The organism is Streptomyces sp. RPT161 (assembly GCF_027533845.1).
Taxonomy (GTDB): Bacteria; Actinomycetota; Actinomycetes; order Streptomycetales; family Streptomycetaceae; genus Streptantibioticus_A; species Streptantibioticus_A silvisoli_A.
Genome location: NZ_JAPZVN010000001.1, coordinates 896,325 through 919,578, shown reverse-complemented (window position 1 = coordinate 919,578; position 23,254 = coordinate 896,325). Strand labels below are relative to the sequence as shown.

Below are 23,254 nucleotides of genomic sequence, written 5' to 3'. Positions count from 1 at the left end.
CCGAGGGGCCCTGAATAGACTTGCCGCACATGTCCAGTGCCCGGCGTGCCCGGCACGTAGCAACCGAACCATCGGGAGATCCGTCGTGAGCGAGACCACCGCCACGTCCGAGCGCACCGCCGATGTGATCGTGGTCGGTGCCGGTCCGGCCGGTTCGGCCACCGCTTACCACCTCGCCAAGTCCGGGCTCGACGTGCTGCTGTTGGAGAAGACCGCCTTCCCGCGCGAGAAGGTGTGCGGTGACGGCCTGACGCCCCGCGCGGTCAAGCAACTGGTCGGCATGGGCATCGACATCTCCGAGGAAGCGGGCTGGCTGCGCAACAAGGGGCTGCGGATCATCGGCGGCGGGGTGCGCATGCAACTCGACTGGCCGGACCTGGCCTCGTACCCGGACTACGGTCTGGTGCGCAAGCGTGACGACTTCGACGAGCAACTGGCCCGGCAGGCGGAGAAGGCGGGCGCCCGGCTGTACGAGCGCTGCAACGTCGGCGCGCCGCTGACCGACGCCCGTACCGGCCGGATCACCGGTGTCGAGGCCAGGCTGGGCGAGGAGAAGGCGCCGGTCACCTTCCACGCCCCGCTGGTGGTCGCCGCCGACGGCAACTCCACCCGGCTCTCCCTCGCCATGGGCCTGCACCGCCGCGAGGACCGCCCGATGGGCGTCGCGGTGCGTACGTACTTCACCAGCCCGCGGCACGACGACGACTACCTGGAGTCCTGGCTGGAGTTGTGGGACCGGCGCGGCCCGCAGGACCGGCTGCTGCCCGGCTACGGCTGGATCTTCGGCATGGGCGACGGTACGAGCAACGTCGGGCTCGGGGTGCTCAACACCTCCGCCGCGTTCAAGGAGTTGGACTGGCGCGAGGTGCTCAAGGCGTGGTGCGCCTCGATGCCGGAGGACTGGGGGTACACCCCGGAGAACATGACCGGTCCGATCCGCGGTGCGGCGCTGCCCATGGCGTTCAACCGCCAGCCGCACTACACCCGCGGTCTGCTGCTGGTCGGCGACGCGGGCGGGCTGGTCAACCCGTTCAACGGCGAGGGCATCGCGTACGCGATGGAGTCCGGCCAGATCGCCGCCGACGTCATCGTCCAGGCCGCCGCGCGGGCCACAACCGCCCAGCGTGAGCTGGCACTTCAGCACTACCCGAAGGTGCTGAAGGACACCTACGGCGGCTACTACACGCTGGGCCGCGCGTTCGTGAAGCTCATCGGCAACCCGAAGATCATGAAGCTGGCCGCCCAGCGCGGGCTGACCCACCCGATACTGATGCGGTTCACGCTGAAGCTGCTGGCCAACCTCACCGATCCGACCGGTGGCGACGCGATGGACCGCATCATCAACGGCCTGAGCAAGGTGGCCCCGCGCGCCTGACGGTGCGCGCACCAATAGCCGATACGGTCAACTCCGGTCACGGCAGGTAAGAACCTGTTCGGTACTTGATTGCCCGGTGCGGGCTTTTCTGAATACGCCACACCCTGCTCTCAATGACGCCTGAACGGCGGGAACGGTTGCAGCCCGACAGGGTGATTTCCAGGGCGTTCCAGAGCTGCCAAAAGCGGCTCCATCTCAACGTTCCCGCAGGTCAGGTGGTGTCCAGTAGTACACGAGAGCGAATTCTCATGGGTTGAAAAGGCATTCTTAGAAAACCTCATATATCTCTAAGCCCTAATTCACGGGAATTGGCTTCCTGGGCTCCGCCGGCCGTGTAGCGTTCTTTCTGTCGCCGCCGGAAGTAGGCGGCGGAAATCCGACAGCAGTCGGGTTGGCCATTGAATGCGGAGGACATCATGACTTTCCGTCGGATCGTTCCGATCGTCGTCAAGCGTCGTCACCCGGAGCCCCCGAAGAAGCACCGTCCGGTGGGCGAGCCCAAGCACGAGTGCCACAAGCCGGTGGACCGGCGCCACCCGCGCCGTCGCCCCGTTTGCTGATCGAGCCATAACCGGCGGGACCGCGGCGGGGCACGCCGCGGTCCCGCCGTCAACTCGTCCACGGCGCAAGCGGGGTGGCGTTGAGCGGTTACCAGGAGCGCGATTCCGAAAAGCGAATTGGCGCGGAAAAAGAAAACGCGGAACACGCCGATGGCGCGGAAAGCGAGGAGAACACCCAGCGGGTCAGCGGCGTCGCTGTGCGGCAGGCGTTCCGCCGCTTCTGGCCGTTGGTGAAGGGCGACCGCCGCTGGCTCGCGGTCATCTGCGTGTGCGTCGTACTGGCCGCGCTCGGTGAGACCGCCGCCATCCTGCTGTTCAGCGAGCTGACCGACCACGCCCTGCGCACCGGTTCGGTAGCCGCTTTCTGGCACCCGGCCGGAGAGTGGCTCGCGGTGACGGTCCTGGGCGCGGTCATCGGGTACCTGGGCAACTCGCTGGCGGTGTGGACCGCCGAGCGCTTCGTGATGCGGCTGCGCGCCCGGGTCTTCGGCCACCTCCAGGACCTGCCTCCGGACTTCTTCGCCCGGCACCGGCTCGGCGACCTGGTCGAGCGGCTCACCGGGGACGTCGCGGTCATCGAGCAACTGGTGCTCACCGGTGTGGTCGGCACCATCTCGGCCCTGTTCAGCGTGGTGTTCTACGCCGCCGCCGCGCTCTGGCTGTGCTGGCAACTGGCGCTGGCCACCTTCTGCCTGGCGCCGCTGTTCTGGCTCGCGGCGAGACGGTTCTCCGGTCGGATCAAACGCGTGGCGCGGGCGGAACGGGTCGCGGACGGGGCGATCACCTCGGTGCTTGAGGAGTCGCTGGGCAACATCGTGCTCACCCAGGCGTACAACCGTAAGCGCGCCGAGGAGAGGCGGCTGCGCCGTGAGGCCCGCGCCTGGCTGCGGGCCTCGGTGACCGGCGCCCGGCTGACCGAGCTGTACCAGCAGATCGTCCAGGTCGTGGAGACCCTGTGCGTGCTGGCGGTGATCGGACTCGGCGCCTGGGAGATCGCCCAGCACCGGCTGACAATCGGGCAGCTGCTCGCCTTCGCCGCCTTCCTCGGCTACCTCTATCCGCCCATCCAGTCGCTGGGCAACCTGGGGCTGACCCTCCAGGCGGCCACCGCGGGCGCCGAGCGGCTGCTGGAGATCCTGGACACCGAACCGGCCGTCAGCGATCCGCCGCACCCCGTCAACCCCCGGCGCGTACACGGCACCGTCACGCTCACCGACGTCGGCTTCCGCTACCCGGGCGCCACGTGCGACGCCCTGAGGGGGATCAGCTTCGAGGCCCGGCCCGGCGAACTGGTGCTGGTCACCGGCCCCAGCGGTGCGGGCAAGTCCACGTTCGCCAAGCTGCTGCTGCGCTTCTACGACCCGGACACCGGCACCGTGCGCCTGGACGGGGTACCGCTGGACGCGCTGCCGTTGGGCTTCCTGCGCCGCCACGTCGCCCTGCTGCCGCAGCAGACCCTGATCCTGCACGACACCATCGCCGAGAACATCGGCTGCGGGCGGCCGGGCGCCAGCCGGGCGGAGATCGTCGAGGCGGCCCGCAACGCCGACGCCCATGACTTCGTCACCGCCCTGCCGGACGGCTACGACACCCTGATCGACCCGCACACCGCCCGGCTCTCCGGCGGTCAGCTGCAGCGCATCGCCATCGCCCGCGCGATGCTGCGCGACGCCCGGGTGCTCGTGCTGGACGAGCCGACCGCGGGTCTGGACGCGGTCGCCGCCCGCCGGGTCATCAGCCCGCTGCGCCGGCTGATGGCGGGCCGCACCACGATCATGATCACCCACGATCTGCAGCTGGCCCCGGACGCCGACCGGATCCTCGTACTCGACGGCGGACGCCTGGTGGAGCACGGCGGGCACGCGGAACTGCTGGGCCGCCGAAGCGTCTACGCGGAACTGCACTCCGCGCGGCAGGAGGCCCGGGCGTGACCGATTTACGTACCCCCTGGAGGGACCCCGCGCCGCTTTGTGCGGCCCCCAGCGATCGAAGGAGGCCCCGGTGACCTGTGTCCTCGTGGTTGACGACGAACCGGCGATCCGCCACGCCCTGGAACTCATCCTGCAGCGGCGCGGCTACGAGGTGCTGCTGGCGATGGACGGCGAGCAGGCCCTTCGGGCACTGGAGACGCACCGCCCGGACCTCGTGGTGCTGGATGTGCTGCTGCCGGGCACCGACGGCCTGACCGTCTGCCGCCGCCTGCGGGCGCGGGGCAACGAGGTGCCGGTGCTGATGCTCACCGCCCGGGACACCGTGGGCGACTGCGTCACGGGTCTGGAGGCCGGGGCCGACGACTACCTGACCAAGCCGTTCGTCAACGAGGAACTGCTCGCCCGGATCGCGGTACTGCTGCGCCGAGCCGCCGCGGCCCAGCAGGAGTCCGTGCTCACCTACGGCGGATTGCGGATGCACACCCCGTCGCGCACCGTAACCCGGGACGGGGCGGAACTCAGCCTGACGCGCACCGAGTTCGAGCTGCTGGAACTGTTCCTGTCGTATCCGCGCAAGCCGCTCGCCCGTGAGCAGATGCTCAGCGCGCTGTGGAGCGAGCATGACCGGCCGACCACCAACGCGCTGGACGTCTACGTGATGTACCTGCGCCGCAAGACCGAGGCGGGCGGCCGACCTCGGCTGATCCACACGGTGCGCGGGGTCGGCTACGTGCTCGACGTCAACGGTGGTGTGGACATCACCCGTCCGGCGGGCCAGGCGCAGTGTCCCGAAGCCGGTCGGCTTCCGCTACAGGCGCGTAACAGCTACTGACTTATCCCTTTTCGGGGTGAGAGCGTCTAGGCGTCGGCACTGGGTAGGTGCCGTTCAGGGACATGGGCTGCCAGACGTCCAGGAGGAGTAACGATGCGTTCCACGACCGCCCGCCGGCGGATACCCGCCGTCGCGACCCAGGCCGCCGTCCTCGCCGCCGTCGGCGCGCTCGCGCTCACGGCGTGCTCGTCGGGGAACGGTTCGGCCAACGCCTCCATCGGCACCGGCAGTGGTTCGGCCAACGCCTCCGGCACCGGCGGTTCCGGCAGCAGCGCCACCGGTTCCGGTTCGTCCACGGCCCAGGGCACCCAGACCTCCGCGCAGGGCTCCGCCGGTGGGCACGCCTGTACGACCGGCCAGCTGAAGGCGGACCAGGAGAACCCGGACGTCGGCGCCGGCCAGTACTACTCCAAGATCGTCTTCACCAACGTCTCCGGCAGCACCTGCGCGCTCACCGGCTTCCCGGGTGTCTCCTACGTGAAGCAGGGTGGCGTCCAGTCCGGCAACGCCGCGGTGCGCGCCGGCGACCACGTCACGACGGTCACCCTGCGCGCGCACGGCGGCAAGGCGAGCGCGGTGCTGCACGACAGCAACGGCGTCGGCGGCTACGACCCCAGCCAGTGCCAGCTGTCTCCCGCCCAGGGCCTGCGGGTCTACCCCCCGAACCAGAAGGCGGCCCTGTTCATCCCCTGGCAGCACGACCACTGCGCGGGCCCGACCGTGCACTCCCTGACCATCGGCGCGGTCACCGCGGGCTAGTCCGATCCGTGTACGGCCGAGGGCCGCTGACCCGCGGGGGTCAGCGGCCCTCGGCCGTGTGCTGGGTTGGATCCGCCGTCAGGAGGTTCAGGCGACGCGGACCGCGCCCGTCGGCTCGTCGTACGACAGCGGGTGCTCGACGACGCCGCTGCTCGGGTTCTGGGCGCCGATGAAGTTGCCGTTACCGACGTAGACGGCGACGTGGTAGGCGCTGCCCGCGCTGCCCCAGTAGAGGATGTCGCCGGGCTGGAGGTTGCTGAGGGAGACCTGGGTGCCCGCGGTCGACTGGTCCTCGGAGACGCGCGGCAGGTCGACGCCGATGGTGCGGAACGCGGCCTGGACCAGACCGGAGCAGTCGTAGGCGTTGGGGCCGGTGGAGCCCATCACGTACGCCTTGCCGAGCTGCGCCTGAAGGAAGCTCAGGACGCTGGAGATGCTGCCGCTGGTGGACGAGGCCACCGAAGACGAGGAGGAAGCGGACGAACTGCCCGAGTCGGTGGAGAGCGGAGCACGCTGCGCGTCACGGGAAGCGGCCTGCTGGGCGGCCGCGTGCTCGGCGGCGGCCTTGGCCTCGGCGGCCTTCTGCTCGTCGGCTTCCTTGTGCTGCTTGGCGACCTGGGAGGCGGCGGAGACGGCCTGGTCCTGGGCGGCCTGGAGCTGGTACGTGATGACGGCCTGAGCGGTGGCGTCGGCGGCACGCAGCTGGGAGAGGTCGAGGGTCTGGGTGACCTCGTTGGGCGTCTGGTCGCTGGGGCTGCTGGCCTGCGCGGGGGAAGCGGCACCGGTGAGGGCGACGGCTCCGATCACACCACCGGCAACTCCGGCGCGTTTGACCCAGTTTGGCGGCGTATGTCGGGCGTGCCGACGGCTGCGTATGTGGGGATCGGACTGCGGGGCGCGGGTCTGCGTTGGGGACATGGCCAATATGGCTATCAGGAATTCCTGGGCGCGTACAAAAAACGTAAGGTACGCCACAGTTTCGCGAGCCCCGGTCGCAATGCCGGGCTTTGATCTTGCGTTGGGCTTTCTGGAGCCTTCGAGTCCGTTTGCGTGTACTCGCGTTCACAATCGCGCGAACCCCAAGTACGGCATGGTCAGCGCGGCGTGTCCCGGTTCACCCGGCGGCACGCCCGTCCCAACGGGCCTGTGGCGCTATACCACGTGCGGGTCTTCGGTCCAACTTTGCGTTGACGGCGGTGGCTTGATAATGCGGCAGACCCGCGTGACCTGCGGTTACCCCGTTCCGCGTCACCATTGGTGATCATCTGAGTGCTTCCCGTATGAAGATCGACCTCTTCGCGGGCGTGTGATCCACTGTCAGGTGGTAGAGATCACAAAGCTGTTGGCGTACGCCGTGTCGCAGATCACAGACCGACGGGCATAGGATGCAGGCGGTTCGGGCTTGTGAACTGCCTCACATAGGAACGATCTGTCAGTCAACGCCGACTGGAAGGAGCGAGGGCGGTGAACACCTACGTCCCCATCCTCGTGCTCGGAGCCCTGGCGGCGGGGTTCGCGATCTTCTCCGTGGACATGGCCCGACGTACCGGGCCGAAGAGGTACAACCGGGCGAAGCTGGACGCCTATGAGTGCGGTATCGAGCCGACACCGCAGCCGGCCGGAGGCGGGCGCTTCCCGATCAAGTACTACCTGACGGCGATGCTCTTCATCGTCTTCGACATCGAGATCGTCTTCCTCTACCCCTGGGCGGTCAGCTTCGACGCCCTCGGGCTGTTCGGACTCGTCGAAATGCTGCTGTTCGTCCTCACTGTCTTCGTCGCCTACGCCTATGTGTGGCGGCGCGGGGGCCTGGAGTGGGACTGAGCAACCGAGTCACAATGGATGAACCCGGGCATTTAGGACAGGGGCAAACGCTATGGGTATCGAGGAGAAGCTGCCGAGCGGCTTTCTGCTCACGACCGTCGAGCAGGCCGCGGGCTGGGTGCGCAAGGCGTCGGTCTTTCCGGCGACGTTCGGTCTGGCCTGCTGCGCCATCGAGATGATGACCACCGGCGCCGGTCGCTACGACATGGCCCGGTTCGGCATGGAGGTCTTCCGCGGCTCGCCCCGGCAGGCGGACCTGATGATCGTGGCCGGGCGGGTCAGCCAGAAGATGGCCCCGGTGCTGCGCCAGGTCTACGACCAGATGCCGAACCCCAAGTGGGTCATCTCCATGGGCGTGTGCGCCTCCAGCGGCGGGATGTTCAACAACTACGCCATCGTCCAGGGCGTCGACCACATCGTCCCCGTCGACATCTATCTGCCCGGCTGCCCCCCGCGGCCCGAGATGCTGCTCGACGCGATCATCAAGCTGCACCGCAAGATCCAGAACGAGAAGCTCGGCGTGAACCGCCAGGAGGACGAGCGCCTCGCGGAGGAAGCGGCCCTGAAGGCGGTCCCGACCATTGAAATGAAGGGGCTGCTCAGGTGAGCGACGCGCACGCGGCCGCCGGGCCGCAGAGGATCAGGAAAGCCGCACTTCTGCGCCGCGTGGGCGGAGAAGCGAACGAGGTGGCACGGTGAGCGACGCGCACGCGGCCGCCGGGCCGCAGAGGATCAGGAAAGCCGCACTTCTGCGCCGCGTGGGCGGAGAAGCGAGCGAGGTGGCACGGTGAGCGACGCGCACGCGGCCGCCGGGCCGCAGAGGATCAGGAAAGCCGCACTTCTGCGCCGCGTGGGCGGAGAAGCGAGCGAGGTGGCACGGTGAGCGACTCCAATTCCCAGGACGCCAACGGCGTCAACCCCGACAAGGACGTCAACGCCACCAACCTGCCGGGTCAGCGCGGTGACCAGGGCGAGGCGGTCCGCGTCCAGCGCGGCATGTTCGGCGCCAACAACGGTGGGGATACGTCCGGTTACGGTGGGCTGGTGCGGCCGGTGCGGATGCCCGGCGCTTCGTCCCGGCCGTACGGCGGCTGGTTCGACGAGGTCGCCGACGAGCTGGAAGGCGCGCTGGAGGAACAGGGGCTGGTCCCGGAGAACGCGATCGAGAAGACGGTCGTGGACCGCGGCGAGATCACCTTCCACGTCGCACGCGAACACCTGCCCCGGGTGGCCAGGACCCTGCGTGACGACCCGGCACTGCGCTTCGAGCTGTGCACCGGGGTGAGCGGAGTCCACTTCCCCGGCGACAAGGGCCGGGAGCTGCACGCCGTCTACCACCTGCGGTCGATCACTCACAACCGGTTGATCAGGCTTGAGGTCAGCGCCCCGGACGCCGATCCGCACGTGCCGTCGATCGTCTCCGTCTATCCGACCAACGACTGGCACGAGCGCGAGACCTACGACTTCTTCGGCATCGTCTTCGACGATCACCCGGCGCTCACCCGGATCATGATGCCCGACGACTGGCAGGGCCATCCGCAGCGCAAGGACTACCCGCTCGGCGGCGTCCCCGTCGAGTACAAGGGCGCCCAGATCCCGGCTCCCGACCAGCGGAGGTCGTACTCGTGACCGCTTCGTATGAGCAACCGCACGCACCCCAGCAGGCCGAGGAACGCGTCACCACCGAGGGTCGGGTCTTCACCGTCACCGGCGGTGACTGGGACGAACTCGCTGAAACCGTGGGCAAGGCGGACGACGAGCACATCGTCGTCAACATGGGCCCCCAACACCCGTCCACCCACGGTGTGCTCCGGCTGATCCTGGAGATCGAGGGCGAGACGGTCACCGAGGCCCGGTGCGGCATCGGCTATCTGCACACCGGCATCGAGAAGAACATGGAGTACCGGACGTGGACCCAGGGGTCGACGTTCGTGACCCGCATGGACTACCTCACGCCGCTGTTCAACGAGGCCGCCTACGCGCTCGCGGTGGAGAAGCTGCTGGGCATCACCGACCAGATCCCGGAGCGGGCCAGCGTCATCCGCGTGCTGATGATGGAGCTCAACCGGATCTCCTCGCACCTGGTCGCCATCGCCACCGGCGGCATGGAGCTGGGCGCCACCACGATCATGATCTACGGGTTCCGGGACCGCGAACTCATCCTGGACGCCTTCGAGTTGATCACCGGCCTGCGGATGAACCACGCCTACATCCGCCCCGGCGGCCTCGCCCAGGACCTGCCGCCCGGCGCCGTGGACCATGTCCGCGAACTGGTGAAGAAGTTCCGCAAGAACCTCCCCGAGTACGACAAACTCGCCACCGGCAACCCGGTGTTCAAGGGCCGGATGCAGGACGTCGGCTACCTCGACCTGGCCGGGTGCATGGCGCTGGGCGCCACGGGACCGATCCTGCGCGCCGCCGGGCTCCCGCACGACCTGCGCAAGGCACAGCCGTACTGCGGCTACCAGGACTACGACTTCGACGTACCGACCGCTGACACCTGTGACTCCTACGGCCGGTTCCTGGTGCGGCTGGAGGAGATGCGGCAGTCGCTGCGGATCGTCGAACAGTGCCTGGACCGGCTGGAGCCGGGCCCGGTGATGGTTGCCGACAAGAAGATCGCCTGGCCCGCGCAACTCGCCCTCGGCCCGGACGGGCTGGGCAACTCGCTGGACCACATCAAGAAGATCATGGGCACCTCGATGGAGGCCCTGATCCACCACTTCAAGCTGGTCACCGAGGGTTTCCGGGTGCCGCCCGGCCAGGCGTACACGGCCGTGGAATCGGCCAAGGGCGAACTGGGCGTGCATGTCGTCAGTGACGGCGGCACCCGGCCGCACCGGGTGCACTTCCGCGACCCGTCCTTCACCAACCTGCAAACCATGGCGGCGATGTGCGAGGGCGGCATGGTCGCCGATGTCATCGTCGCGGTGGCGTCCATCGACCCCGTCATGGGAGGCGTCGACCGGTGACAACCGAACCCCCGGTATCGCTCGGCATCCCCGAGATGCCGCCACCCGACTATCCGGCCGAGGTGCGTGCCAGGCTGGAGGCGGACGCACGGGAGGTGATCGCCCGCTACCCGGACACCCGCTCCGCGCTGCTGCCGCTGCTGCACCTGGTACAAGCCGAGGAGGGCTACGTCAGCCGCACCGGCGTCCGCTTCTGCGCGGAACTGCTGGAACTGACCACCGCCGAGGTGACCGCCGTCTCCACCTTCTACTCCATGTACCGGCGCAAGTCCTCCGGGGAGTACCAGGTCGGGGTGTGCACCAACACGCTGTGCGCGGTGATGGGCGGTGACGCCATCTTCGAGGAGCTCCAGCGGCACCTCGGCATCGGCAACGACGAGACCACCGGGGACGGCAAGGTCACGTTGCAGCACATCGAGTGCAACGCGGCCTGCGACTACGCCCCGGTGGTGATGGTCAACTGGGAGTTCTTCGACAACCAGACCCCCGACTCGGCCAGGCGCCTGGTGGACGACCTGCGCGCCGGAAGGCCGGTCCGGCCGACCCGGGGCGCGCCGCTGTGCACCTTCCGGGAGACCGCGCGGATGCTCGCCGGCTTCCCCGACACCCGGCCGGGCGCGGTGGAGGCCACCGGCGGCGCCGGTCCCGCCACCCTGGTCGGGCTGCGGCTGGCCAAGGGCGAAACGGCCCCCGGGCGAATCGTCTCGCCACGCGAAGGCGGGATCTCGCCGTGCGAGGGCGGGGAGGGTGAGGAATGACCGTGGCAGCCGCCGTCAACGAGACCAGCCCGGAGAAGGTGCTCTCCCCGGTCCTCTCCGCGTTCTGGGACGAGCCCGAGTCCTGGACCCTGGAGACCTACCAACGCCATGACGGCTACCAGGGCCTGCGCAAGGCGCTCGCCATGGCACCCGACGACGTGATCGCGCTGGTGAAGGACTCCGGCCTGCGCGGCCGGGGCGGCGCGGGCTTCCCGACCGGAATGAAGTGGCAGTTCATCCCGCAGGGTGACGGCAAACCGCACTACCTCGTGGTCAACGCCGACGAGTCCGAACCCGGTACGTGCAAGGACATCCCCCTACTCTTCGCCAATCCGCACGCCCTCATCGAGGGCATCGTGATCGCCTGCCACGCCATCCGCTCCAACCACGCCTTCATCTACCTGCGCGGCGAGGTGGTCCCGGTGCTGCGGCGGCTGCACCACGCGGTCGCCGAGGCGTACGGCGCCGGATACCTCGGCCGCGACATCCAGGGCTCCGGCTTCGACCTGGAACTGACCGTGCACGCGGGCGCGGGCGCCTACATCTGCGGTGAGGAGACGGCGCTGCTGGACTCCCTCGAAGGACGCCGCGGCCAGCCCCGGTTGCGTCCCCCCTTCCCAGCGGTCGCCGGTCTGTACGCGTGCCCCACTGTGGTGAACAACGTCGAATCCATCGCTTCGGTTCCCGCCATCCTCACCAGGGGTAAGGAATGGTTCCGGTCGATGGGCAGCGAGAAGTCCCCCGGCTTCACGCTGTACTCGCTCTCGGGCCATGTCGCCAACCCCGGCCAGTACGAGGGCCCGTTGGGCATCACGCTGCGCCAACTCCTCGACATCAGCGGTGGGATGCGCCCCGGCCACCGGCTGAAGTTCTGGACGCCGGGCGGTTCCTCCACCCCGCTGCTCACCGACGAACACCTCGACGTACCACTGGACTACGAGGGCGTGGGCGCCGCCGGATCGATGCTCGGCACCAAGGCGCTCCAGTGCTTCGACGAGACCACCTGCGTGGTGCGGGCGGTCACCCGCTGGACCGAGTTCTACGCCCATGAGTCCTGCGGCAAGTGCACACCGTGCCGCGAGGGGACGTACTGGATGGTGCAGTTGCTGCGGGACCTCGAAGCGGGCAAGGGCCGCCCGGAGGACCTGGACAAGCTGCTGGACATCGCCGACAACGTCAACGGCAAGTCCTTCTGCGCGCTCGGCGACGGCGCCGCCAGCCCCATCTTCTCCTCGCTGAAGTACTTCCGCGACGAGTACGAGCGCCACATCACCGAGCAGGGCTGCCCCTTCGACCCGGCCCTGTCGACCGTGTGGGCGCACCAGCCGCACCTGGAGGTGAACGCGTGACACTCGCAACCGGCGCCCCCTCCGGAGGCGGAAAGGAAGCGGCGGTGCCGCCTGAAGATCTCGTGACCGTCACCATCGACGGCATCGAGTTCTCGGTGCCCAAGGGCACCCTGGTGATCCGCGCCGCCGAGATGGTCGGCATCGAGATCCCCCGGTTCTGCGACCATCCGCTGCTCGACCCGGTCGGCGCCTGCCGCCAGTGCATCGTGGAGGTGGAGGGCCAGCGCAAGCCGATGGCGTCCTGCACCATCACCTGCACCGACGGCATGGTGGTCAGGACCCAACTCACCTCGCCGGTCGCCGAGAAGGCGCAACGCGGTGTGATGGAACTGCTGCTGATCAACCACCCGTTGGACTGCCCGGTCTGCGACAAGGGCGGTGAGTGCCCGCTGCAGAACCAGGCGATGTCCACCGGCCAGGCCGACACCCGCTTCGAGGGCCGCAAGCGCACCTACGAGAAGCCGATCCCGATCTCCCCGCAGATCCTGCTGGACCGGGAGCGCTGTGTGCTGTGCGCGCGGTGCACCCGGTTCTCCGAGCAGATCGCCGGGGACCCGATGATCGAGCTGCTGGAGCGCGGCGCGCTGGAGCAGGTGGGCATCGGCGAGGGCGAGCCGTTCGAGTCCTACTTCTCCGGCAACACCATCCAGATCTGCCCGGTGGGCGCGCTGACCTCGGCCGCGTACCGCTTCCGGTCCCGGCCGTTCGACCTGGTCTCCTCGCCGAGCGTGTGCGAGCACTGCGCGGGCGGCTGCGCCACCCGTACCGACCACCGGCGTGGCAGGACCATGCGGCGGCTGGCCGCCAACGACCCCGAGGTCAACGAGGAGTGGCTGTGCGACAAGGGCCGCTTCGCGTTCCGCTACGCCCAGCGCCCGGACCGGCTGACCCATCCGCTGGTCAGGGAGAACGGCGAACTGCGTCCGGCGAGTTGGCCCGAGGCACTGGAGACCGCCGCCCGCGGACTGCTGGCGGCACGCGGCCGGACGGGTGTGCTGACCGGCGGCCGGTTGACCGTCGAGGACGCCTACGCGTACGCGAAGTTCGCCCGGGTCGTGCTGGACACCAACGACGTGGACTTCCGGGCCCGGGTGCACAGCGCCGAGGAGGCCGACTTCCTGGCCGCCCGGGTGGCCGGACGCGGTCGCGACCTCGACGGCGACGGGGTCACGTACACCTCGCTGGAGCAGGCTCCGGCCGTGCTGCTGGCCGGACTTGAGGCCGAGGAGGAGGCGCCCGGTGTCTTCCTGCGGCTGCGCAAGGCGCACCGCAAGCGTGGCCAGCGGACCTTCGGGATCGCCCCCTTCGCCACCCGGGGCCTGGTGAAGGCGGGCGGAACGCTCCTGCTGGCCGCCCCGGGCACCGAGCCGGAGTGGCTGGACGCGCTGGCCAGCGGGGTCGGTCTGGACGAGGACGGTGCGGCGGCGTCCGAGGCGCTGCGGCAGGACGGTGCGGTGATCCTGGTCGGTGAGCGGCTGGCCGGGGTGCCGGGCGCGCTGACCTCGGCGGCCCGGCTGGCCACGGCGACCGGTGCCCGGCTGGCCTGGATCCCGCGGCGGGCCGGTGAGCGCGGCGCCCTGGAGGCCGGTGCGCTGCCGGGGCTGCTGCCCGGCGGGCGGCCGTTGACCGATCCGCGGGCCCGTGAGGAGGTCGCGGCGCTGTGGGGAGTGGCCGAACTGCCGCACCGCTTCGGCCGGGACGCGGACCAGATCGTGGCCGCGGCGGCGGGCGGTGAGCTGTCCGCGCTGCTGGTGGCCGGGGTCGAGGTGGTGGACCTGCCGGATCCGGCCCGGGCCAGGGAGGCGCTGGACCAGGTCGGGTTCCTGGTCAGCCTGGAGCAGCGGCCGAGCGAGGTGACCCAGCGGGCCGATGTGGTCTTCCCGGTCGCGGCGGTGGAGGAGAAGGCCGGGACGTTCCTCGACTGGGAGGGCCGGGCCCGTCCGTTCGAGGCCGCTATCAAGCCCGATCAGGCGACCAGCCGGTACCGGCTCTCCGATGTGCGGGTGCTGCACATGATCGCGGACGCCATGTCCGGTGCGGCGGGTCTGGGCCTGCCCGATGCGCAGGCCGTGCGGCGCGAACTGCGCGGACTGGCCCCCTGGGGCGGCGCGCGCCCCGCCGACCCGCTGGAGTCGTCGCGTCCGCTGGCCAGGCCGGGGGCGGGCGAGGCGGTGCTGGCCGGGCACCGGCTGCTGCTGGACCTGGGCCGGTTGCAGGAGGGCGACGACGCGCTGGCCGGTACCCGGCACGCGGCGGTCGCCCGGCTGTCCGCGGCCACCGCCGAGGAGGTCGGAGTCAAGGACGGCGCCGAGCTGACGGTGACCGGCCCGGCCGGGAGCGTGACGCTGCCGCTGCGGACCACCGCGATGCCGGACCGGGTGGTGTGGCTGCCGCTCAACTCCACGGGCTCCGGGGTGTACGACGAACTCGGTGTGCTGCCGGGCCGGTTGGTGTCGGTCGGCGCGGCCGTGCGGGAGGTGGCCAAGTGATCACTCCAGCGGTATCCGGACTGTCCGCCGTGCAGGGTCTCGCGGCGCAGAACCTGGGTGTCTTCGGCCGCGATCCATGGTGGCTGATCATCATCAAGGCGATCTTCTGCTTCGCCTTCGCGATGCTGACGGTGCTGTTCTCCATCGTCTGGGAGCGCAAGGTCGTCGCCTGGATGCAGTTGCGCATCGGCCCCAACCGGCACGGCCCCTGGGGGATGCTGCAGTCCCTCGCCGACGGTGTGAAGCTGATGCTCAAGGAGGACATCGTCGTCAAGGGCGCCGACAAGGTGGTGTACGTCCTGGCGCCCATCGTCGCGGCCATCCCGGCCTTCATGGCCTTCGCGGTCATCCCGTTCGGCCCGGCGGACAACGAGATCTCGATCTTCGGCACCCGTACCCCGATGCAGCTCACCGACCTGCCGGTGGCCGTGCTGTACGTCCTCGCCGTGGCGTCGGTGGGCATCTACGGCGTGGTGCTGGCGGGTTGGTCGTCGGGTTCGACGTATCCGTTGCTCGGCGGGCTGCGTTCGACAGCGCAGATGATCTCCTACGAGATCGCCATGGGCATCTCGTTCGCCGCGGTGTTCCTCTACTCGCACTCGATGTCGACCTCGCAGATCGTCGCCAGTCAACACGACAAGTGGTACGTGGTGTTGCTGCCGGTCTCGTTCATCGTCTACATCGTGGCGATGGTCGGTGAGACCAACCGGGCGCCGTTCGACCTGCCCGAGGCGGAGGGCGAACTGGTCGGCGGGTTCAACACCGAGTACTCGTCCATCAAGTTCGCGCTGTTCATGCTGGCCGAGTACGTCAACATGGTCACCGTCTCAGCCATCGCGACCACCCTGTTCCTCGGCGGCTGGCGGGCCCCCTGGCCGATCAGCACCTTCTGGGCGGGCGCGAACCACGGCTGGTGGCCGCTGCTGTGGATCACCATCAAGATCCAGCTGCTGCTGTTCTTCTTCATCTGGCTGCGCGGCACGCTGCCGCGAATGCGCTACGACCAGTTCATGAAGCTGGGCTGGAAGGTGCTGATCCCGGTCTCCATGGTCTGGCTGATGCTGGTCGCCACGGTGCGCGCGCTGCGCAACGAGAACTACGACTTCCAGCGGATCGTGCTGTACGTGGGCGGCGGGATCCTGGCGCTGCTGCTGCTCTCGCTGGTGGTCGACGTGCTGCGCGACCGCGGTCACAAGGCCGCCGCGGAGCCGGGCGCCCCCGGGGACCGGTTCGACCCGATGGCGGGCGGCTTCCCCGTACCGCCGCGGCCCGGACAGGCCCTGCCGCCGGTACCGCGCCGAAGGCCGCGCGGTGAACGGCAGTTGGTCAACGCCACGGACACCGCCGATACGCCGGACAAGGAGCAGGAGGGCGGCAATGCCTGACCGCGAACCCCAGGACGAGGAGTCCCGTACCCGCTGGCAGAATCCCGTGGCCGGGTTCGGCGTGACCTTCAAGGCCATGTTCAAGAAGCGGCTGACCGAGCAGTACCCCGAGTACAAGAAGCCGGTCGCGCCCCGCTTCCACGGCCGCCACCAGCTCAACCGGCATCCGGACGGGCTGGAGAAGTGCATCGGCTGCGAGCTGTGCGCCTGGGCCTGTCCGGCCGACGCCATCTACGTCGAGGGCGCGGACAACACCGACGAGGAACGCTACTCGCCCGGTGAGCGCTACGGCCGCGTCTACCAGATCAACTACGCCCGCTGCATCCTGTGCGGCCTGTGCATCGAGGCCTGCCCCACCCGGGCGCTGACCATGACCAACGAGTACGAACTCGCCGACCGCACCCGGGAGTCGCTCATCTACACCAAGGAGGAGCTGCTCGCGGGCCTCGACGAGTCGATGGTGGACACCCCGCACGCCATCTTCCCGGGCATGACCGAACAGGACTACTACCGCGGCCTGGTCACCGAGGCCGCGCCCGGCACGGCCCGGCAGGTCGCCGTCTCCAAGGGCGAACGGCCGGACGACGCCAGGAAGGCCGAGGAGGCCGACGCATGACGACATCCACCGGCGAGGCCGTCCAGTTCTGGTTGCTCGGAATCGTCGCGGTGCTCGGCGCGCTCGGCACAGTGGCGATGAAGAAGGCCGTGCACAGCGCGTTGTCGCTGGCGGGCACCATGATCATACTGGCCGTCTTCTACCTGGCGAACGGCGCGTACTTCCTGGGCGTCGTGCAGATCGTGGTCTACACCGGCGCGATCATGATGCTGTTCCTCTTCGTCGTCATGCTGGTCGGCATCACCGCCGCTGACTCCCTGCGGGAGACCATCAGGGGGCAGCGCTGGATGGCCGCGCTGGTCGGCATCGGCTTCGGCGTCCTGCTGATCGCAGGGCTCGGCAACGCCTCGGTGCACAGCTTCACCGGCCTGGGACAGGCCAACTCCGGTGGGAACGTGGAGGGGTTGGCGCGGCTGATCTTCACCACGTACGTGTGGGCCTTCGAGATCACCGGCGCGCTGCTGATCACCGCGGCCGTCGGTGCGATGGTGCTCACCCACCGGGAGCGCACCGAACGTGCCGCCACGCAGCGCGAGTTGGCCGAGCGGCGAGTGCGGGAGGGCGCCCAGGTGCCACCGCTGCCCGCGCCCGGCGTATATGCCCGGCACAACGCGGTGGACATCCCCGGGCTGCTGCCCGATGGCACACCCGCCGAGCTGTCCGTCAGCAAGACGCTGCGCGCCCGTGGCCAGATCCGGGACGTCAGTGGTGAGGCACTGGAGAGTCTCAGGGAGTTGGAGCAGCGCTCCGAGCGGCACGCCGAGGGCGAAGGGGAGTCGGGCCCCGCACCGGCGAACGGAGCGAACTCGGCGAACGGTGCGAACTCGGCGAACGGGGCGGCGAAGTGAACCCGATCAACTACCTTTATCTGTCCGCCCTGTTGTTCACCATCGGCGGAGCCGGCGTGCTGATCCGGCGGAACGCGATCATCGTCTTCATGTGCGTCGAGTTGATGCTCAACGCCTGCAACCTGGCCTTCGTCACCTTCGCCCGGCTGCACGGCAACCTCGACGGCCAGATCTTCGCGTTCTTCACCATGGTCGTCGCGGCCGCCGAGGTGGTGGTCGGCCTGGCGATCATCGTGACGTTCTTCCGCTCCCGCCACTCGGCCTCGGTCGACGACGCCAGCCTGATGAAGCTGTAGATAGGGGCAGTTGACGTGGATCACCTCATCGGAGCCCTCATCGGGGCTCCACTTCTCGGCGCGGGCGTACTGCTCGTCGGAGGGCGTCGGCTCGATCGGGTAGGCCACTGGATCGGCTGCCTGCTGGCCGCGGCCTCCTTCGCGCTCGGCGCGGCGCTGTTCGTCCACATGCTGGGCAGGCCCACCGGCCAGCGCACCCTCACCTCGCACCTGTTCAGCTGGGTGCCGGTCGGCGGCTTCCGGGCGGACGTCGCCTTCCAACTGGACCAGCTCTCCATGACGTTCGTGCTGCTGATCACCGGTGTGGGCACGCTGATCCACATCTATTCGGTCGGCTACATGGCACACGACGAGAACCGCCGCCGCTTCTTCGGCTACCTCAACCTCTTCCTGGCGGCGATGCTGCTGCTGGTGCTCGCCGACAACTACCTGCTGCTGTACGTGGGTTGGGAGGGCGTCGGTCTCGCCTCGTACCTGCTGATCGGCTTCTGGCAGCACAAGCCGAGCGCGGCGACCGCGGCGAAGAAGGCGTTCATCGTCAACCGGGTCGGCGACATGGGTCTGTCGATCGCGATCATGGTGCTGTTCACCACGTTCGGCACCTTCTCCTTCGCCCCGGTGTTCTCCCACGCCACCAGCGCCAGCCAGGCCAAGCTCACCGTCGTCGGCCTGCTGCTGCTGCTCGGCGCGTGCGGCAAGTCGGCCCAGGTGCCGCTGCAGTCCTGGCTCGGGGACGCGATGGAGGGTCCGACGCCGGTCTCGGCGCTGATCCACGCGGCGACCATGGTGACCGCGGGCGTCTACCTGGTGACCCGCTCCGGCGCCGTCTTCAACGCGGCGCCCACCGCGCAGCTCGCGGTCTGCGTGGTCGGCGCGGTCACGTTGATGTTCGGTGCGATCGTCGGTTGCGCCAAGGACGACATCAAGAAGGCGCTGGCCGGATCCACCATGTCGCAGATCGGCTACATGATGCTGGCCGCCGGACTCGGCCCGATCGGCTATGTCTTCGCCATCATGCACCTGGTCACCCACGGCTTCTTCAAGGCGGGCCTGTTCCTCGGCGCCGGTTCCGTGATGCACGCGATGAACGACGAGGTCGACATGCGCAGGTACGGCGGGCTGCGCAAGTACATGCCGATCACCTATGTCACCTTCGGCCTCGGCTACCTGGCGATCATCGGCTTCCCCGGGCTGTCCGGCTTCTGGTCCAAGGACAAGATCATCGAGGCGGCGTTCGCCAAGGGCGGCACCGAGGGCTGGATCCTCGGCGGGGTCGCGCTGCTGGGCGCGGGCATCACCGCGTACTACATGACCCGGGTCATGGTGATGACGTTCTTCGGCGAACCGCGGTGGCAGCCCGCGCCCGACCCGGACGAGGTGCCCAGCGTCGAACCCGGCATCGAGGTGCACCCGGGAGAGCTGCCGCATCCCCACGAGTCCCCGAAGTCCATGACCATCCCCATGGTCGTCCTCGCCGTCGGCTCGGTGCTCGCAGGTGGGCTGTTCAGCATCAACTCCGCGTTCCTGAAGTGGCTTGAGCCGGTGACCGGGCACAGCGAGGGGCACTCGCCGGTCTCCACCTGGGAGGTCACCGCGGCCACCCTGGTGGTGCTGGCCGTCGGTGCCGCGCTGGCCTGGGCGCAGTACGGGCGGGCGCCGGTGCCGGTCACCGCGCCGCGCGGTTCGCTGCTCACCCGGGCGGCGCGGCGCGATCTACTCCAGGACGACTTCAACCACGTCGTGCTGGTGCGCGGCGGTGAACACCTCACCCGCAGCCTGGTCTACCTCGACCACTCGCTGGTGGACGGCGCGGTCAACGGCACGGCCGCCTCGGTCGGCGGACTGTCGGCCCGGCTGCGCCAGGTACAGAACGGCTACGTCCGGTCGTACGCGGTCTCGATGCTCGGTGGTACGGCGGTCGTGGTTGCCGCGACCCTGCTGATGAGGGCGGTCTGATAGCCATGGCGTTTCCCCTGCTCACCGTGACCGCCGCGGTCCCCGCGGTCGGCGCGATCGCCACCGCCGCGGTACCGGCCGGGCGGCGCACCGCCGCCAAGTGGCTGGCGCTCGGCTTCTCGCTGGCCACCCTGGTGCTGGCGGCGGTGGACGCGGCCCGGTTCACACCGGGCGGCGCCCGCTACCAGCTCACCGAATCGCACGCGTGGATCGCGGACTTCGGGGTCCGCTACGAACTCGGTGTGGACGGCATCGCCGTGGTGCTGGTGCTGTTGGCGGCGGTGCTCGTACCGTTCGTGATGCTGGCGGGCTGGCATGACGCCGACGTACTGGACGGACACACCCCGAACCGCAACTGGCGCCCCACACAAGGGTTCTTCGCGCTGATCCTGCTGGTCGAGGCGATGGTGGTGATCTCGTTCGAGTCCACCGACGTCTTCCTCTTCTACATCTTCTTCGAAGCCATGCTGATCCCGATGTACTTCCTCATCGGCGGCTTCGGGGACCGCGCGGGGGCGAAGGGCGAGGACGAACAGGCCAAACAACGCTCCTACGCGGCGGTGAAGTTCCTGCTCTACAACCTGGTAGGCGGGCTGATCATGCTGGCCGCGGTGATCGGACTGTACGCGGTCACCGCACACCAACTCGGCGGCCACGGCACGTTCTCGCTGCCGCAGATCCTCCAGGCGCGGGCCAGCGGCCAGCTCCGGCTGTCCACCACCGCCGAGCGGTGGATCTTCCTCGGCTTCTTCTTCGCCTTCGCCGTCAAGGCGCCGCTGTGGCCGCTGCACACCTGGCTGCCCAACGCGATGGGCGAATCCACCGCTCCGGTCGCCGTGCTGCTGACCGCGGTGGTCGACAAGGTCGGCACCTTCGCGATGCTGCGGTACTGCATCCAGCTGTTCCCCGAGGCGTCGAAGTGGGCGACCCCGGTGATCCTGGTGCTGTCGGTGATCGGGATCATCTACGGTGCGCTGCTCGCCGTGGGCCAGCGGGACATCAAGCGGCTGATCGCCTACGCGTCCATCTCGCACTTCGGCTTCATCATCCTGGGCATCTTCGCGATGACCTCCCAGGGCCAGGGCGGCGCCACCCTCTACATGGTCAACCACGGCATCTCCACGGCCGCGTTGCTGCTGGTCGCGGGCTTCCTGATCACCCGGCGCGGTTCGCGGTTGATCTCCGACTTCGGCGGTGTGCAGAAGGTGGCCCCGCTGCTGGCGGGCACGTTCCTGGTGGGCGGCCTGGCCACCCTCTCCCTGCCCGGACTCGCGCCGTTCGTCAGCGAGTTCCTGGTGCTGGTGGGCACCTTCAGCCGCTATCCGGCGGCCGGGGTGGTCGCCACGCTGGGCATCGTGCTGGCGGCGCTGTACGTGCTGGTGCTCTACCAGCGCACCATGACCGGCCCGGTGAAGGCGGGCATCGAGGGCATGAAGGACCTCAAGGCGCGTGAACTCGCCGTGGTGGCACCGCTGATCGCCTTGCTGGTCTTCCTCGGGGTCTATCCGAAACCGGTCACCGACCTGATCAACCCGGCGGTCAAGGACACCCTCTCCGACGTCCACCGGACCGATCCCGCGCCGCAGATCAACGCGTCGCTCACCGCCGCAGCGAAGGAGACCGCGAAGTGACGGGTGTCATCCACAGCCTGTGGACAACGGCGGCCGATCCCGCGCTGCCGTTGGACCGGATCCCGACCCCGAAGATCGAGTACGCCCAGCTCTCACCGGTGCTGATCGTCTTCGGCGCGGCGGTCCTCGGCGTCCTGGTCGAGGCCCTGCTGCCCCGACGCAGCCGCTACATCGCGCAGTTGGGCGTCTCGGTGGTGGGGCTCGCCGCGGCGTTCGCGGCGATCGTCGCCCTGGCCGCCGACGGCTACGCCAGCACCAAGTCGCACATCGCGGCGATGGGGGCGGTCGCGGTGGACGGTCCAGCGCTGTTCCTCCAGGGCACCATCGTGCTGGTGGCACTGGTCGCCGCGTTCACCTTCGCGGAGCGCCGGCTCGATCCGCTGGCGCACGGCCGACGGGTGGACTCCTTCGCCGCGCAGGGCTCCACGGTGCCCGGCAGCGAGCAGGAGAAGCGTGCGGTACGGGCCGGGTTCACCACCACCGAGGTCTTCCCGCTGCTGCTGTTCGCGGTGGGCGGCATGATGATCTTCCCTGCCGCGAACGACCTGTTGACACTGTTCGTCTCGCTTGAGGTGTTCTCCCTGCCGCTGTACCTGCTGTGCGCGCTGGCCCGGCGGCACCGTCTGCTCTCCCAGGAGTCGGCGGTCAAGTACTTCCTGCTGGGCGCGTTCTCCTCGGCCATCCTGCTGTTCGGCGTGGCGCTGCTGTACGGGTACGCCGGGACCATCTCGTACGGCGGGATCGCGGACGTGGTCAACGGCACGGCCAGGATGACCCCGGCGCTGGCCAACACCACGGCGAACGACGCCCTGTTGCTGATCGGCGGTTCGATGGTGGTGGTGGGCCTGCTGTTCAAGGTGGCGGCGGTGCCGTTCCACATGTGGACGCCGGACGTCTACCAGGGCGCCCCGACTCCGGTGACCGGCTTCATGGCCGCCGCCACGAAGGTCGCCGCGTTCGGCGCGCTGCTGCGGCTGCTGTACGTGGTGCTGCCGGGGCTGCGCTGGGACTGGCGGCCGGTGATGTGGGGGGTGGCCATCGCGACGATGGTCATCGGCGCGGTGGTCGCGGTGACCCAGACGGACGTGAAGCGGCTGCTGGCGTACTCGTCCATCGCCCACGCCGGCTTCATCCTCGCGGGCGTGATCGCGGTCTCGCCGGACGGTGTCTCCTCGGTGCTGTTCTACCTGGCCGCGTACTCGTTCGTGACGCTGGGCGCCTTCGCGGTGGTGACGCTCGTACGGGACGCGGGCGGCGAGGCGACCCACCTGTCCCGGTGGGCCGGTCTGGGCCGCCGCTCCCCGTTGGTGGCCGCGGTCTTCGCGGTGTTCCTGCTGGCCTTCGCGGGCATCCCGCTGACGTCCGGCTTCGCCGGTAAGTTCGCGGTGTTCAAGGCGGCGGCGCAGGCGGGTGCGGTACCGCTGGTGATCATCGGTGTGATCTCGTCGGCGGTCGCCGCGTTCTTCTACATCAGGGTCATCGTCCTGATGTTCTTCAGCGAACCGCAGCCGGGCGGACCCTCGGTGGCCGTGCCGAGCCCCCTGACCATCACGGCCATCACGGTGGGCGCTGCGGTGACGCTCGTGCTGGGCGTGGCGCCGCAGTACTTCCTGGACCTGGCGGGGAAGGCCAGCGTCTTCGTGCGGTAGGTGTACACGGCCCGCGTCTCGCCG

Annotated in this window: 19 protein-coding genes; 18 read left to right on the top strand and 1 reads right to left on the bottom strand. The window is 69.2% G+C overall.

Annotated elements, in window-relative coordinates; all coding sequences use genetic code 11:
- Positions 1-85 precede the first annotated feature (85 nt).
- The 4 genes from O5O46_RS04210 (at position 86) to O5O46_RS04195 (ending at position 5,457) form a co-directional block, all read left to right on the top strand.
- Complete coding sequence (locus tag O5O46_RS04210) at positions 86-1,375, top strand: geranylgeranyl reductase family protein (protein ID WP_269853808.1); 1,290 nt, start codon at positions 86-88, stop codon at positions 1,373-1,375.
- A 757-nt stretch (positions 1,376-2,132) separates the two neighbouring features.
- Positions 2,133-3,866: an ABC transporter ATP-binding protein gene (locus tag O5O46_RS04205; protein ID WP_269853924.1), complete on the top strand. Its 1,734-nt coding sequence runs from the start codon at positions 2,133-2,135 to the stop codon at positions 3,864-3,866.
- Positions 3,867-3,936: 70 nt separating this feature from the next.
- Positions 3,937-4,698 (top strand): response regulator transcription factor, encoded by a 762-nt coding sequence (locus O5O46_RS04200; RefSeq protein ID WP_269853807.1) that lies wholly within the window; start codon positions 3,937-3,939, stop codon positions 4,696-4,698.
- Between the two features lie 93 nt (positions 4,699-4,791).
- The gene (locus O5O46_RS04195; protein ID WP_269853806.1) at positions 4,792-5,457 is read left to right on the top strand and encodes a DUF4232 domain-containing protein; all 666 of its coding nucleotides are present in this window, start codon (positions 4,792-4,794) and stop codon (positions 5,455-5,457) included.
- Positions 5,458-5,544: 87 nt separating this feature from the next.
- On the opposite strand, the gene O5O46_RS04190 is transcribed toward O5O46_RS04195, so the two are convergent.
- Positions 5,545-6,375: a C40 family peptidase gene (locus tag O5O46_RS04190; RefSeq protein WP_269853805.1), complete on the bottom strand. Its 831-nt coding sequence runs from the start codon at positions 6,373-6,375 to the stop codon at positions 5,545-5,547.
- A gap of 546 nt (positions 6,376-6,921) precedes the next feature.
- Between O5O46_RS04190 and O5O46_RS04185 the strand changes: the two genes are divergently transcribed.
- The 14 genes from O5O46_RS04185 (at position 6,922) to nuoN (ending at position 23,230) form a co-directional block, all read left to right on the top strand.
- Positions 6,922-7,281, top strand: coding sequence for an NADH-quinone oxidoreductase subunit A (locus O5O46_RS04185; protein WP_269853804.1), 360 nt, complete (start codon positions 6,922-6,924; stop codon positions 7,279-7,281).
- A gap of 52 nt (positions 7,282-7,333) precedes the next feature.
- Positions 7,334-7,888 carry a NuoB/complex I 20 kDa subunit family protein gene (locus O5O46_RS04180; protein ID WP_269853803.1) on the top strand — a complete coding sequence of 185 codons (555 nt, stop codon included), beginning with the start codon at positions 7,334-7,336 and terminating at the stop codon, positions 7,886-7,888.
- Between the two features lie 272 nt (positions 7,889-8,160).
- A complete protein-coding gene (locus O5O46_RS04175) occupies positions 8,161-8,910 on the top strand; it encodes an NADH-quinone oxidoreductase subunit C (protein ID WP_269853802.1) in 750 nt (249 codons plus the stop codon).
- Entirely contained in the window at positions 8,907-10,253 is a 1,347-nt protein-coding gene (locus O5O46_RS04170) for an NADH-quinone oxidoreductase subunit D (protein ID WP_269853801.1), read from the top strand. The genes O5O46_RS04175 and O5O46_RS04170 overlap by 4 nt, the downstream gene beginning before the upstream one ends.
- 35 nt (positions 10,254-10,288) lie before the next feature.
- On the top strand, positions 10,289-11,011 hold the full coding sequence (nuoE, locus tag O5O46_RS04165) for an NADH-quinone oxidoreductase subunit NuoE (RefSeq protein WP_269853923.1): 723 nt from the start codon (positions 10,289-10,291) through the stop codon (positions 11,009-11,011).
- Complete coding sequence (gene nuoF / locus O5O46_RS04160; protein ID WP_269853800.1) at positions 11,008-12,360, top strand: NADH-quinone oxidoreductase subunit NuoF; 1,353 nt, start codon at positions 11,008-11,010, stop codon at positions 12,358-12,360. Before nuoE ends, nuoF begins: the two co-directional genes overlap by 4 nt.
- Positions 12,357-14,849 carry an NADH-quinone oxidoreductase subunit G gene (locus O5O46_RS04155; protein WP_269853799.1) on the top strand — a complete coding sequence of 831 codons (2,493 nt, stop codon included), beginning with the start codon at positions 12,357-12,359 and terminating at the stop codon, positions 14,847-14,849. Before nuoF ends, O5O46_RS04155 begins: the two co-directional genes overlap by 4 nt.
- Complete coding sequence (gene nuoH, locus O5O46_RS04150) at positions 14,849-16,234, top strand: NADH-quinone oxidoreductase subunit NuoH (protein ID WP_391858376.1); 1,386 nt, start codon at positions 14,849-14,851, stop codon at positions 16,232-16,234. The genes O5O46_RS04155 and nuoH overlap by 1 nt, the downstream gene beginning before the upstream one ends.
- Positions 16,227-16,850 (top strand): NADH-quinone oxidoreductase subunit NuoI, encoded by a 624-nt coding sequence (nuoI, locus tag O5O46_RS04145; protein WP_269853798.1) that lies wholly within the window; start codon positions 16,227-16,229, stop codon positions 16,848-16,850. Before nuoH ends, nuoI begins: the two co-directional genes overlap by 8 nt.
- Complete coding sequence (locus tag O5O46_RS04140) at positions 16,847-17,698, top strand: NADH-quinone oxidoreductase subunit J (RefSeq protein WP_269853797.1); 852 nt, start codon at positions 16,847-16,849, stop codon at positions 17,696-17,698. The genes nuoI and O5O46_RS04140 overlap by 4 nt, the downstream gene beginning before the upstream one ends.
- Positions 17,695-17,994 (top strand): NADH-quinone oxidoreductase subunit NuoK, encoded by a 300-nt coding sequence (gene nuoK / locus O5O46_RS04135; RefSeq protein ID WP_269853796.1) that lies wholly within the window; start codon positions 17,695-17,697, stop codon positions 17,992-17,994. Before O5O46_RS04140 ends, nuoK begins: the two co-directional genes overlap by 4 nt.
- A 15-nt stretch (positions 17,995-18,009) precedes the next feature.
- Complete coding sequence (gene nuoL, locus O5O46_RS04130) at positions 18,010-19,950, top strand: NADH-quinone oxidoreductase subunit L (protein WP_269853795.1); 1,941 nt, start codon at positions 18,010-18,012, stop codon at positions 19,948-19,950.
- A gap of 5 nt (positions 19,951-19,955) precedes the next feature.
- Positions 19,956-21,581: an NADH-quinone oxidoreductase subunit M gene (locus O5O46_RS04125; protein WP_269853794.1), complete on the top strand. Its 1,626-nt coding sequence runs from the start codon at positions 19,956-19,958 to the stop codon at positions 21,579-21,581.
- Complete coding sequence (gene nuoN, locus O5O46_RS04120; protein WP_269853793.1) at positions 21,578-23,230, top strand: NADH-quinone oxidoreductase subunit NuoN; 1,653 nt, start codon at positions 21,578-21,580, stop codon at positions 23,228-23,230. The genes O5O46_RS04125 and nuoN overlap by 4 nt, the downstream gene beginning before the upstream one ends.
- Positions 23,231-23,254: the final 24 nt, after the last annotated feature.

What these genes read in the sequence shown, in the direction of transcription:
- O5O46_RS04195 (WP_269853806.1), top strand. Translation starts at nt 4,792, where the DNA reads ATGCGTTCCACGACCGCCCGCCGGCGGATACCCGCCGTCGCGACCCAG.
- O5O46_RS04190 (WP_269853805.1), bottom strand. Translation starts at nt 6,375, where the DNA reads ATGTCCCCAACGCAGACCCGCGCCCCGCAGTCCGATCCCCACATACGC.
- O5O46_RS04180 (WP_269853803.1), top strand. Translation starts at nt 7,334, where the DNA reads ATGGGTATCGAGGAGAAGCTGCCGAGCGGCTTTCTGCTCACGACCGTC.
- nuoE (WP_269853923.1), top strand. Translation starts at nt 10,289, where the DNA reads ATGCCGCCACCCGACTATCCGGCCGAGGTGCGTGCCAGGCTGGAGGCG.
- nuoF (WP_269853800.1), top strand. Translation starts at nt 11,008, where the DNA reads ATGACCGTGGCAGCCGCCGTCAACGAGACCAGCCCGGAGAAGGTGCTC.
- nuoI (WP_269853798.1), top strand. Translation starts at nt 16,227, where the DNA reads ATGCCTGACCGCGAACCCCAGGACGAGGAGTCCCGTACCCGCTGGCAG.
- O5O46_RS04140 (WP_269853797.1), top strand. Translation starts at nt 16,847, where the DNA reads ATGACGACATCCACCGGCGAGGCCGTCCAGTTCTGGTTGCTCGGAATC.
- O5O46_RS04125 (WP_269853794.1), top strand. Translation starts at nt 19,956, where the DNA reads ATGGCGTTTCCCCTGCTCACCGTGACCGCCGCGGTCCCCGCGGTCGGC.